Source organism: Virgibacillus alimentarius (genome assembly GCF_000709085.1).
Classification (GTDB): Bacteria; Bacillota; Bacilli; order Bacillales; family Amphibacillaceae; genus Virgibacillus_B; species Virgibacillus_B alimentarius.
This window is the reverse complement of sequence record NZ_JFBD01000059.1, coordinates 23,818-35,279: the sequence shown is the minus strand read 5'-3', so window position 1 is coordinate 35,279 and position 11,462 is coordinate 23,818. Positions and strand designations below refer to the sequence as shown.

At 33.6% G+C, this 11,462-nt stretch carries 14 protein-coding genes and 1 other annotated feature; of the genes, 1 reads left to right on the top strand and 13 read right to left on the bottom strand.

All coding sequences use genetic code 11. The annotated features are described in order from the left end of the window. The first annotated feature begins 155 nt into the window (after positions 1-155). Positions 156-860, top strand: coding sequence for an RNA polymerase sporulation sigma factor SigK (gene sigK, locus GZ63_RS0110250; RefSeq protein ID WP_029269235.1), 705 nt, complete (start codon positions 156-158; stop codon positions 858-860). A gap of 130 nt (positions 861-990) precedes the next feature. On the opposite strand, the gene mtnN is transcribed toward sigK, so the two are convergent. The 13 genes from mtnN to GZ63_RS0110190 all read right to left on the bottom strand — a co-directional run bounded on the left by mtnN (position 991) and on the right by GZ63_RS0110190 (position 11,390). Further along, on the bottom strand, positions 991-1,680 hold the full coding sequence (mtnN, locus tag GZ63_RS0110245) for a 5'-methylthioadenosine/S-adenosylhomocysteine nucleosidase (RefSeq protein ID WP_029269233.1): 690 nt from the start codon (positions 1,678-1,680) through the stop codon (positions 991-993). A gap of 23 nt (positions 1,681-1,703) precedes the next feature. Beyond that, positions 1,704-2,423: a YrrS family protein gene (locus GZ63_RS0110240; RefSeq protein WP_029269231.1), complete on the bottom strand. Its 720-nt coding sequence runs from the start codon at positions 2,421-2,423 to the stop codon at positions 1,704-1,706. 154 nt (positions 2,424-2,577) lie between these two features. After that, entirely contained in the window at positions 2,578-3,054 is a 477-nt protein-coding gene (greA, locus tag GZ63_RS0110235) for a transcription elongation factor GreA (RefSeq protein ID WP_029269229.1), read from the bottom strand. A 198-nt stretch (positions 3,055-3,252) separates the two neighbouring features. Beyond that, positions 3,253-3,888, bottom strand: a complete 636-nt coding sequence (gene udk, locus GZ63_RS0110230) for a uridine kinase (protein ID WP_029269227.1) — start codon at positions 3,886-3,888, stop codon at positions 3,253-3,255. Between the two features lie 16 nt (positions 3,889-3,904). Then, positions 3,905-4,153, bottom strand: a complete 249-nt coding sequence (locus GZ63_RS18705) for an O-methyltransferase (protein WP_318842375.1) — start codon at positions 4,151-4,153, stop codon at positions 3,905-3,907. Further along, a complete protein-coding gene (locus GZ63_RS16645; protein ID WP_318842373.1) occupies positions 4,119-4,544 on the bottom strand; it encodes an O-methyltransferase in 426 nt (141 codons plus the stop codon). The genes GZ63_RS18705 and GZ63_RS16645 overlap by 35 nt, the downstream gene beginning before the upstream one ends. A 112-nt stretch (positions 4,545-4,656) precedes the next feature. Then, positions 4,657-5,673, bottom strand: coding sequence for an endolytic transglycosylase MltG (gene mltG / locus GZ63_RS0110220; RefSeq protein WP_404814846.1), 1,017 nt, complete (start codon positions 5,671-5,673; stop codon positions 4,657-4,659). Between the two features lie 301 nt (positions 5,674-5,974). Next, complete coding sequence (locus tag GZ63_RS0110215; RefSeq protein WP_029269223.1) at positions 5,975-6,262, bottom strand: DUF1292 domain-containing protein; 288 nt, start codon at positions 6,260-6,262, stop codon at positions 5,975-5,977. 12 nt (positions 6,263-6,274) lie between these two features. Further along, complete coding sequence (ruvX, locus tag GZ63_RS0110210; protein WP_029269221.1) at positions 6,275-6,691, bottom strand: Holliday junction resolvase RuvX; 417 nt, start codon at positions 6,689-6,691, stop codon at positions 6,275-6,277. After that, positions 6,692-6,958, bottom strand: coding sequence for an IreB family regulatory phosphoprotein (locus tag GZ63_RS0110205; protein ID WP_029269219.1), 267 nt, complete (start codon positions 6,956-6,958; stop codon positions 6,692-6,694). A 133-nt stretch (positions 6,959-7,091) separates the two neighbouring features. Further along, the gene (alaS, locus tag GZ63_RS0110200; RefSeq protein ID WP_029269217.1) at positions 7,092-9,725 is read right to left on the bottom strand and encodes an alanine--tRNA ligase; all 2,634 of its coding nucleotides are present in this window, start codon (positions 9,723-9,725) and stop codon (positions 7,092-7,094) included. A gap of 72 nt (positions 9,726-9,797) precedes the next feature. After that, positions 9,798-10,014, bottom strand: a binding site (T-box leader). 72 nt (positions 10,015-10,086) lie between these two features. Then, positions 10,087-11,154, bottom strand: coding sequence for an AI-2E family transporter (locus tag GZ63_RS0110195; protein ID WP_029269215.1), 1,068 nt, complete (start codon positions 11,152-11,154; stop codon positions 10,087-10,089). A gap of 47 nt (positions 11,155-11,201) precedes the next feature. Continuing rightward, positions 11,202-11,390 (bottom strand): hypothetical protein, encoded by a 189-nt coding sequence (locus GZ63_RS0110190; protein ID WP_029269213.1) that lies wholly within the window; start codon positions 11,388-11,390, stop codon positions 11,202-11,204. Between the last annotated feature and the right edge of the window lie 72 nt (positions 11,391-11,462).

Here is an 11,462-nt window from a genome sequence, read left to right as displayed (position 1 = left end):
AGCCCATGCTGGGCGCACTAAGAAGTAAATAAAGTGACTTTTAAAGAAGTCACTTTTTTCATTAAAAAGTTAGGGACAGACACAATTTACACTATATACTCATAGAAATGTTGTATAGGCAAAAGCCTAACCAGCATTTGAGGAGGTGTATGTGTTTGTCCGGAATTTTAACTGTTCTTGGTTTATTAATAAAAGAGGCACTTTTTTTTGTGTCCTACGTGAAAAACCACGCATTTCCACAACCACTTTCTAAAGAGGATGAAGCAAAATACATTAGTCAAATGCAGGGTGGTGATGCAGACGCACGGAATAAGCTAATTGAACATAATTTACGATTAGTAGCGCATATTGTAAAAAAGTTCGAAAACACAGGAGAAGATGTAGAGGATTTGATTTCCATCGGAACAATTGGTTTAATTAAAGGAGTAGAAAGTTTTAAAGCTGGTAAAGGAACAAAACTTGCTACTTATGCTGCCCGGTGTATTGAGAATGAAATTTTAATGCATTTACGCGCGTTAAAGAAAGTAAAAAAAGATGTTTCCTTACATGATCCGATTGGGCAAGATAAAGAAGGAAATGAAATTAGCTTAATTGATATTTTAGAGGCAGAGAATGAAGACATTATCGAATATATTCAATTAAATATTGAAATAGAAAAAATGAGTGATTATTTTTCAATTCTTGATGATCGGGAAAGAGAAGTTATTATTTATCGTTATGGTTTGAATGATTCTAAAGAAATGACGCAACGTGAGATATCTAAAAAATTAAATATATCTAGAAGTTATGTATCACGTATTGAAAAGAGAGCTTTAATGAAGGTATTTCGTGCCTATTATCGAGATGAGCATAAAGAATAGAACATAAAAATGAGCGTGGGTTGTATGATATATTCCCCGCTCATTTTTTTAATGAACATTTTAATTTTCTCATTAGCTAAATTCTCTTTGAATCATATACTTTGAATAAAGCAACGCACGGAAATTTATATCACAAATATTTGATCATAGATATGATGATTTTTGCCGCATTTGCAGCTGCTTCGTCCAAAAATTCATCAAATGTGATAGAAGATTGTTTACCTGCAATATCGGATAGCGCACGTATAACAACAAATGGTTTGTCAAATTGGTAACAAACTTGTGCTATTGCTGCAGCTTCCATTTCAGCAGCAATCATTGTGGGAAATTTACTATTTATCAAAGCTACGCGTGCAGGATCTTCCATAAACGAATCTCCTGTGGCAATCATGCCCTCGGAAAAATTAATTCCCATTTCTTCTACGGCGTTTTTGGCTTTCGTAATTAATGTTGCATCTGCCGTGTACGTTTCCGGCATACCAGGTACTTGTCCATATTTATAATTAAATGCAGTAGCATCAACATCATGATGAACTACTTGACTAGAAATGACAACATCGCCGACTTCTAGCTGTTCTGCAAAACCTCCAGCTGATCCAGTGTTGATAACATGCGAAGGCGTGAAACGCTCATGCATAATTGTTGTAGACATAGCAGCATTTACTTTGCCAATACCTGATTTTAATAACACAATATCCTTATTAAACATTGTACCTTGAACAAATAAACAATTAGCTACGGAAATCTCTTTTTGATTTTCCATATTTTCTAATAAGAGTGCAATTTCTTCATCCATTGCACCAATAATCCCAATGGTCACTATTTTTCCCTCCAGTTGCTTTGTTATCTTTTATCATTTACTTTTAATTCCTCAACCTTTGTTGGCTTCCAGCCATTATTATCAATCCAAGATAGGTAGACGCGATAGGTTTTGGAATTATCAGAAGGGGATACTGTAGCAACCACTTTTTGTTGATCGCCGTCATTTCCGACCCACCATAAAATCATATCATCATCCAAGCCTGTTACTGATTTAATCGCTTTTTCCATTTCTTTCCGGTCCTGACTTTCATCATCGTAATTTGTCGTATGCTGGCCTGATTGCTCTGTTTCAATAGGTTTCCAGTCACCTTTATAGGCTTTCGATACATTATCATCTGGTGACTCTACCTGTTCCGTTTCTACTTCATGGTTTTTTTCTGCATCCTTATCTTCTTCCTCTTCTTCCTTTTTATCTTTATTCTTTTCTTCGCTATCTTTTTCTTTATCTTTATCTTCATTTATTGCTTCTTTTTCATTATTATTTGTATCTTTTTCCTCTTTAACGTCCTCATCTGTGTCATCTTCAATTATTAAATCGTTTGATTCATTATCATTACGTTGAATTTCATTAGATGCTTCATCAGGGACTTCCGATTCTTTATCGCTTCCCCCAAAAATCCATATGAACAGTAAAAGAATAATAAGAGCAGCCCCTATTATGATCAATAATGTAATTGATTTAGTAGTTTTTCTGCGTTTCTCAAATTTATCGATACGAGAATCTTTTCTTTCAGCATTCACTATTTTCTCCACCTCCGTTTACTATATTATATGAACTGGGCTTATTTGTAAATTTAAAGCTTAATTCTTTCATAAAATACCTAACCTACATGTTAAAGTTACATAAAAAAAGGCAGAAGAAACTTTCTCTGCCCTTTTGCTGTATACTTTCAGCTTAATTAACACTTATAATTTTCACTTGAATTTCTCCACCAGGAGTAGAAACAGTTACTTCGTCCCCTTTTCCTTGGCCAAGCAAGCTTTTTGCCATTGGTGAATCATTTGATATCTTACCTGAAAAAGGATCTGCTTCCGCACTTCCTACAATTGTATATGTTTCCTCTTCTCCGTTTGGTAATTCTGTAAATGTTACCGATTTTCCTAAAGAGACAATGTCAGGATTCTCATTATCATTCTCTATGATTACTGCGTTACGGATCATTTTTTCTACTTGAGAGATACGGGTTTCCACAAAAGCTTGTTCATCTTTTGCTGCATCATACTCAGAGTTTTCCGATAGATCTCCAAAGTCACGAGCTATTTTTATGCGTTCAACAACTTCTTGTCGTTTTTCAGTTTTCAAGTAATGTAGCTCTTCCTCTAATTTTTCTTTCCCCTCTTGTGTCATATAATAACTTTTTTCTATTGCCATCGAAAACAACTCCTTTAGTTATATAGTATAATAAACCAATTTTAAAACATTTAAGTAAAAATTCTCTCCAATAGACTATATAGCAACCAATGAATGTTTGCTGAGAAAAAGTATTGTTGTCTATAATATATCATTCAAATTCGCTAACCATTACTATGGCAGATTTTTTTAAAATTTTCAATCCCTTTTTTCAAATTGCTATTTTGTGCGATTTTTTAATAAGATTGTTTCTATTTTGGTTGCCATAATGTCAATCGCAACCTGATTTTGTCCGCCTTCGGGAATAATGATATCAGCATAACGTTTAGTTGGCTCTACAAATTGTAGATGCATCGGTCTGACACTGTTTATATATTGGTCGATAACGGAATCTAAATTTCTACCACGTTCTTTTATATCCCTTTCCAGACGTCTTATAATCCTTAAATCTGCATCCGTATCAACAAACACTTTGATATCCATTAAATCAACCAAACGTGGATCTTCTAATATAAGTATTCCTTCTAAGATGATAACTTCTTTTGGCTCCACTGGAATGACTTTATTGGAGCGTGTATGGGTCTTATAGTCGTATACGGGTTTTTCTACAGGTTTTTGATTCAATAATGCATGAATATGTTGTATTAATAAATCATTATCAAATGCTAGTGGGTGATCATAATTCGTGTTTAATCTTTCCTCAAACGGCAGATGACTTTGATTTTTATAATAATAATCCTGTTCAATTACAAGAATTGTCTTATCGGAAAAACGTCGGCATATAGAGCGTGTAACAGATGTCTTACCACTTCCACTTCCACCTGCAACACCAATAACGACTGGCTTTTTCTGCATGATGCCGGATCCCCCTCTATTTTTTAATACTAATAGCAACGCCATCTCCGATCGGAACAATAGAAGTTGTGAAATTATGATGGTTTACAAGCCATTCGTTATAAGCATGAATTTTTTTTGCAATTTTATCTAGTCTTGATGATCCCCTATTTGGATTAGCTACTAGACCTTTAAACAATACATTGTCTGTTATAATGAGTCCTGTTGGCTTTATAAGTGAACTAGATAGCTCAAAAAAAACGTTTATATTGTCCTTTAGCAGCATCAATGAAAATCACATCAAATTGTTCATTTCTCGCCGCCAAATTATTTATTTCATTTAATGCATCACCATGTATGACATGTATGTTGTCTGACTGATGGCTTTTTTCAATATTTTTAATTGCCTGCTGCACACGATTCTCATCTCGTTCAATCGTAGTTATTTTAGTTTTTGGATATGCTTCTTGCATGCGTAATGCTGAATAACCGATCGCTGATCCTATTTCCAGTATTTTATTTGGTTTCGATAATCTTATTAATTGCATAAGAAATTCAATACTGATTTCGTCCATTATTGGTACGTTATCTTCTTTTGCCTTTTTTTCAATTTCCTTTACCCACTCTGCTTTTGCGGGCAAAGTTTTACTTATATAGTGTAATAAATATTCATCCATCTCACTCTTAGCCTCATTTATACTATATTCCGTTAATTTCCTACTGACTCATATTTTAAATATGTTCAAAAAAACGGGAAATGTGAAAAGAGAATCACACTTCCTGAAATGCTTATTTAATATATTTTTCTTTTAATTTTACATGTTCTTTATGTGTTTTAGCATAATGAATGTTTCCATTTTCATCATGCAAAAAATACTTATAATCTGTATCTTCCGGATGTATTGTCGCTTCAAATGAGTTTTCTGAGAAATTTGATATTGGTCCAATTGGAAGGTTTTTTATCTGGTACGTATTATAAGGTGAATCAACTTCTAAATCTTTTAATAAAACCTTGTCTTTATGCTTCCCTAACGCATAGAGAACCGTCGGGTCTGTTTGCAGTTTCATTTCATCCTCCAAACGGTTATAAAATACTCCAGCTATTTTTTTTCGTTGTTTTTTTGTTGCTGATTCATTTTCAATCAATGACGCCATTGTAACTGCCTCATGAACAGTAAGATTTTGCTTTTTAATATCATTAAGATGTGGCGTTATTACTTCATTCGATTTTTTAAGCATTTTGTCAATAACAGCTTCGACTGTCGGTTCCTCTTCATAAAAGTTATAAGTTGCAGCAAATAAATAACCTTCTAAAGGAAATCTAATATCAGGATTTAAAATGTCTTCCGTTAAAAGTTTTGGATAACGATCCATTAACTTCTCTATATAAGCTTGATCTTTCATTTTATCTATAAACGCTTTCTTTTTAAATCCTAATTTACTGGAAAAAATCTTAGCCATTTGTTCGATTGATTTACCTTCTGGTATTGTTACGGTATAAATAGGTTCTTTTTTAACCTTACCGCTTTTAAGAGACTTTATAACTTCATCGATTGATAAATCTTGTGTAAGTGTATAATTTCCAGCTTGAAATTCTGATTCATTTTTAAATTTTATATAAAAGCGGAAAACACGACTATCTTTTATAATGCCTTTATCCTCTAAAATTTTAGCAATATCAGAAGTTGATGATCCCATTGGTATTTCAACTTTGATCTTTTTTGTACTATCCGGGTCTACAGGTTTTAAGGCAGATTTTACATATAGAAAACCTGATATACTTCCAATAGTAAGTATTACAACCAAAGCTATAATAATAATACCTACTATTTTACGTACTGTTTTAATTTCTTCTATTCGAGTGATTAGGCTGTTTTTATCAATGTTTGTCTTTTTTTTTCTTCGACAAACAGCATCCCCCCCTCTATCATCTGGTCTATTATACTAAAAAAGGAAAAGATAAGCCAGAATAAAATCACGATGTTTGAAGGGGTAATCATTATTTATTTAATAGCTGTACCTATGTAAGATAAGGAAAAGGCTGATGCCTTTTGCTGACATCAGCTAAATCTATTTATTCATTCAAGTAATATTCCATATTACTATATTACTCTATATCTTGTTCTTCTGCTAATGTGTGAAGCATTTCTTCAACTATATCCCACTCTTCATCAGATTCTATAGGAAGAAGTGATAAATCATTATCATCATTATCCTTTTCTTCGTACCTGAAAGCATAAACTTCTACTTCTTCATCATCTTGTTGCTCAGCGGGAACTAATGCAATATACGATTGTTTGGTTTCATCCACATCAAATGTAAATAATACTTCAAATAAATGTTCTTCACCATTTTCATCCGGAATGATAATTCGTTCTTTTTCTTCAAGTGACATCATTTCACCCCTTTATCCTTTTTGATCGAGATACCCTTGTAATATTACAGCCGCAGCAACTTTATCAATCACTTTTTTTCTTTTATTTCTACTCATGTCTGCTTCTAATAATACTCTCTCAGCAGCTATTGTTGATAACCGCTCGTCCCATAGCACGACTGGGATGTGATGCGTGTTTTTCACATGTTCTGCATAGAGTTGTGAAGCTGTGCCGCGTTCTCCAATTGTGCCATTCATATTTTTAGGCAACCCTATAACAGCTTTCCCAATTTCATGTTCCAATATGATTTTCTTTAATGTTTCATCTGCTGAATGTATATCATTCTCATCCCATTTGATCGTTGTAAGCCCTTGGGCAGTCCAGCCAAGTGCATCGCTTATAGCTACTCCAATTGTTTTTGATCCAACATCTAACCCAATTATTTTCATTTATTTTTCCTTTTGCTGTTCTAAATAAAATTTCACTAATTCTTCAATCACTTCATCACGTTCGACTTTACGGATTAAATTACGAGCATCTCTATACCTTGGGATATAAGCAGGGTCGCCTGATAATAAGTAACCTACAATCTGATTAATGGGATTATACCCTTTTTCTTTCAATGCTTCATGGACAGTAAAAAGAATCTCTTTAATATCTTCATCAAACGGGTCTTCTGAAAAATTAAATTTCATCGTTTTATCAATAGATCCCATAGTGACACCTCATTTCAAGCTTTGCATTCTCCCATTATTCTAACATGTTTACGCGAATTAATATATATATTTGAAGAATAGAATACAAACTTTTCCTATTAAACCAAGTAATTAAGCTACTCACTGAAGAAGGTTATTTATTTTCCACATATTCTTTAACTGCATTTAATGCCTCATTAATTTTTTGAGGATTTTTTCCTCCTGCCTGTGCCATGTCTGGACGGCCTCCGCCACCCCCGCCGCAAACTTGTGCTGCATGTTTAATGAGTTTACCAGCATGAAATCCGCGGTCAATTAAGTCTTTGGATATACCAGAAGCCAACTGTACTTTTTGATTGTTTTCAGCCGCTAGTAAGATAACGCCTGAACCCATCTTTTGTTTTAAATCGTCTACCATCTTACGGAGTTGATTCATGTCTTTTGCTTGAACTTTTTGTGCTAGTACTTGTACATCGTTTATTGTTTTTGTTTGATCTAATATTGTAGAGGCTTCCATATTAGCTAATTTTGAATTTAAAGATTCATTTTCTTTTTGTACCTCTTTCATTTCGATAAACAGACTATGAAGCCGATCTGGAATATTTTCTTCTTTTACTTTTAAAAGTTGCGCAGATGTTTGTAGCAAATGTAACTTTTCATTAACATACTTATATGCATTCTTACTTGTAACAGCCTCAATTCTTCTTGTCCCAGCTCCAATTCCACTTTCACTGATAATCTTAAATAACCCTATTTCAGCAGTGTTTTGTACGTGACATCCTCCACATAATTCAATACTGTAATCACCAATTTGAACAACGCGGACAATACTGTCATATTTTTCTCCGAATAAAGCCATTGCTCCCATCGCTTTAGCTTCTTCTATCTGTTTTCGATCAATAATAAGTGACAACGAATCCCAAATTTTCCCATTAACGATTTGCTCAATACGTTCTAATTCATCTGTTTGAACCGTTCCAAAATGAGTAAAATCAAATCGTAGGCGATCAGGTCTTACAAGCGAACCTGCTTGATTTACATGCTCTCCTAATACATCTTTGAGCGCTTGATGAAGTAGATGTGTTGCTGTATGATTTTTCACCACTCCATTTCGAAATTCTTTCTCTACAATTGCGGTTACTTTATCATCTGTTTGCAATCTTCCTTCTGTTATTTTTACACGATGAATATGTTGTCCTTCTGGTGCTATTTGCACATCTTTTACATAAGCAGCAGCATGATCAGTATAAATCCATCCTTGATCGCCAATTTGTCCACCACTCTCTGCATAGAAAGGAGTTTCTTGTAATATAATGTATGCTTCTTCTTCCTCATCAGCAGAATTTGTAATTTGTTGATTGGTAATAATTGTCGATATAACCGTGTTTGTTTCTTGTTGACTATACCCAATAAACTTACTTTCTACTTCAAGATCACCTAACAGTTCATCTTGTACGTGCATGGAATCAACTTGCTGGCGTGCATTCCTTGCTCGCTCCCGCTGTTTTTCCATTTCTTCCTGGAAACCTGCCTTATCGATGGAAAAACCATGTTCAGCGACATACTCCTCTGTCAGCTCTTTCGGAAATCCATACGTATCATAGAGTCGGAACACTTCCACGCCAGGAAAAATAGTTTTCCCGTTCTTTTTTTCTCTTTCTAAGATGGATTCTAATATTTCTAATCCAGCATGTAGTGTTTCATGAAATCGTTCTTCCTCATGTTTAATAATATTTTCAATATATTCTTTTTTCTTGCTGATTTCCGGATAGGGATCCTTCATTATTTCTCCCACAGTAGCTACTAGCTTATACATAAATGGTTTGTCAATTCCGATCTGCTTAGCAAAACGCACCGCACGTCGAATTAATCTCCTTAATACATAGCCCCTTCCTTCATTGGATGGAAGCGCACTGTCACCAATCGCAAAAGTTACTGTTCTTATATGATCAGCAATAACTTTATAGGCTGTATCATCTTGGCGATCTTTGCCATATTTTTTTTGGGCTAGCTTCTCGGTTTGATGAATAATTGGCAAAAATAAGTCTGTTTCAAAATTAGTAGGTACATCTTGAATAACAGATACAATTCGCTCAAGTCCCATACCTGTATCTATATTCTTTTTTGGTAGGGGAGTATATGTATCATCCGGATTATGATTATATTGAGAAAAAACTAAATTCCAAATTTCTAAGTATCGTTCATTTTCCCCGCCAGGATATAATTCCGGATTCCCTTTATCATTTCCATAAACTTCCCCGCGATCATAGAATATTTCAGTGTTTGGGCCACTTGGTCCCTCGCCAATATCCCAAAAATTTTCTTCTAATCGTATAATGCGTTCTTCAGGCAATTGAATATCTTTAAGCCAGATATCAAATGCCTCATCATCTTCAGGATGTACCGTTACGGAAAGTAATTCCGGATCAAATCCTATCCATTTATCACTAGTTAGAAATTCCCATGCCCACTCTATTGCTTCTTTTTTAAAATAGTTACCAATAGAAAAATTACCTAGCATTTCAAAAAAAGTGTGGTGCCTTGCGGTATATCCGACATTCTCAATATCATTCGTCCGAATCGATTTTTGTACATTTACGATGCGGGGATTCTCTGGTATTATTCGACCATCAAAATACTTTTTTAGTGTAGCCACGCCACTATTGATCCATAATAAAGTAGGGTCCTCTTTTGGTACTAGGGATGCACTTGGTTCAATCTGATGTCCTTTTTCTTTAAAAAAGTCTAAAAACATCTGCCTAATTTGTGAAGATGTTAATGTTTTCATTTCCTTTACCTCCATAAAATCACATATATGTTAGTTAATAAAAATAAAAAATCTCCTCTCTGCGAATATACTTGCAGGGACGAGATTTGGTCGCGGTACCACCCTATTTATGAACGAAACTACATGCGTTCATCACTTTGAGCATCGTAACGGTGTGACACCGACGGGGATTAGCCGTACTTCAGTTTAGCTTTCCATAGAACCTTATTTAGGATTTTTCGCAGCCTTAGAAAATCCCTCTCTTTAAATAATAATTCATCTATGTACTTAGAACTTTCAACGTTTTAAAATTATACAAAGGTTTTCTTAATATATATCTCCTTTTAGATATGAAACATTGTAGGTAAATTTCAAAAAAAAGTCAATGCTCACGTCTAAATTGCCATATGTGTTTAGTCAAGACATTTAAGATGGTTAGTATTGGCACAGCTAATATCATACCAATTACTCCACTTAATTGCCCGCCTAATAATAATGCAAAGATAATCGCAATCGGATGGATATTTATACTTTTTCCTACAATATATGGTGACAGTAAATTACTCTCTATTAACTGAATGACAAAAATAGCTAGTAAAACTAATATAATTAATTTCCCGGACATTGTCAATGTAATGGCAACTGCGGGTATCGCTCCAATTATTGGCCCGAAATAAGGTATTATATTTGTAAGTCCCATGATTATTGCTAACAATAAAGCATACTTAATGTTCAATAAGTGAAATGCTATTAGAGTAGCTAAGCTTACAAATGAAGAAACAAGCAATTGCCCCCGTATATAATTTCCTAAGTTTTGATTAATTGCATGTAATACTTTATTTGATTGATTTCGGTATTTTTTTGGTATAAAGTTTTTTAAAAAATTTCTTATTTGATTATAGTCTTTAAGAATATAAAATACTAAGACAGGTATAACGGTAAGAAATACAATCAGATCAAATATCTTCGTAACGCCACCTAATAACTTTTCTAATAAATTTTCTAAAGATGTTTCAAGTTTAATAATTAGATTATCTAACTTATTGTGAACCGTCTCGGGCAAGAAAGATGTAGATTCATACAATTGATAGATCAAATCCTCATACATTTGAATTAAATGTGGTAAATGCTTGTTAAGATCTTTTAATTCATGAATAACAGCTGGATATACACTATAAATAATGCCTGCTAACCCACCAAAAAATATTATATAAATAAAAAGGATGGCTAACCCCTTTGGTATATTGTACTGATGTATTTTCTGAATTACCGGATAAAGTAAATAGGCAATTAAACAAGCGATAATAAAGGGTAAAAACAAATGCCATAAAAATGAAAAAACAGTTCCGTAGAAAGGGAATAGTTTTACGAGCAAATAGATAAATAAAAACGTAAATATTCCAGTGAGGTTCCATATTAGAAAATTAATTGCTTTGTTATTGCTAAACATCTCTCTCTCTCCTTAGCAAAAATCGTATCTGTTTTTATTGCTAAGGATTAATTAATTTTTCTTTGATCCTCAGTGAATAAATCATTTAATGAACTCAAAGAGCCGTCTGCTTCCACTTGATGGACTGTTAGTTTATTGCCCATCACTGTCATTTCAATGAAACAAGACCAACAATAAAATTGTTGTGAACCAATTTTTCCTATATCCTTACTTTTACAATTTGGGCATTGCAACATAATAACAACTCCTAATACAAGTTAAATTATTATGCTAGTTTTACCCAAATTTTAAAAAATATACATCATAAT

What these genes read in the sequence shown, in the direction of transcription:
- GZ63_RS18705 (WP_318842375.1), bottom strand. Translation starts at nt 4,153, where the DNA reads ATGCTGCTAAAGGACAATATAAACGTTTTTTTTGAGCTATCTAGTTCA.
- udk (WP_029269227.1), bottom strand. Translation starts at nt 3,888, where the DNA reads ATGCAGAAAAAGCCAGTCGTTATTGGTGTTGCAGGTGGAAGTGGAAGT.
- GZ63_RS0110195 (WP_029269215.1), bottom strand. Translation starts at nt 11,154, where the DNA reads ATGTTTAGCAATAACAAAGCAATTAATTTTCTAATATGGAACCTCACT.
- greA (WP_029269229.1), bottom strand. Translation starts at nt 3,054, where the DNA reads ATGGCAATAGAAAAAAGTTATTATATGACACAAGAGGGGAAAGAAAAA.
- ruvX (WP_029269221.1), bottom strand. Translation starts at nt 6,691, where the DNA reads ATGAAAATAATTGGGTTAGATGTTGGATCAAAAACAATTGGAGTAGCT.
- alaS (WP_029269217.1), bottom strand. Translation starts at nt 9,725, where the DNA reads ATGAAAACATTAACATCTTCACAAATTAGGCAGATGTTTTTAGACTTT.
- GZ63_RS0110190 (WP_029269213.1), bottom strand. Translation starts at nt 11,390, where the DNA reads ATGTTGCAATGCCCAAATTGTAAAAGTAAGGATATAGGAAAAATTGGT.
- GZ63_RS0110205 (WP_029269219.1), bottom strand. Translation starts at nt 6,958, where the DNA reads ATGGGATCTATTGATAAAACGATGAAATTTAATTTTTCAGAAGACCCG.
- GZ63_RS16645 (WP_318842373.1), bottom strand. Translation starts at nt 4,544, where the DNA reads ATGGATGAATATTTATTACACTATATAAGTAAAACTTTGCCCGCAAAA.
- GZ63_RS0110215 (WP_029269223.1), bottom strand. Translation starts at nt 6,262, where the DNA reads ATGTCACTTGAAGAAAAAGAACGAATTATCATTCCGGATGAAAATGGT.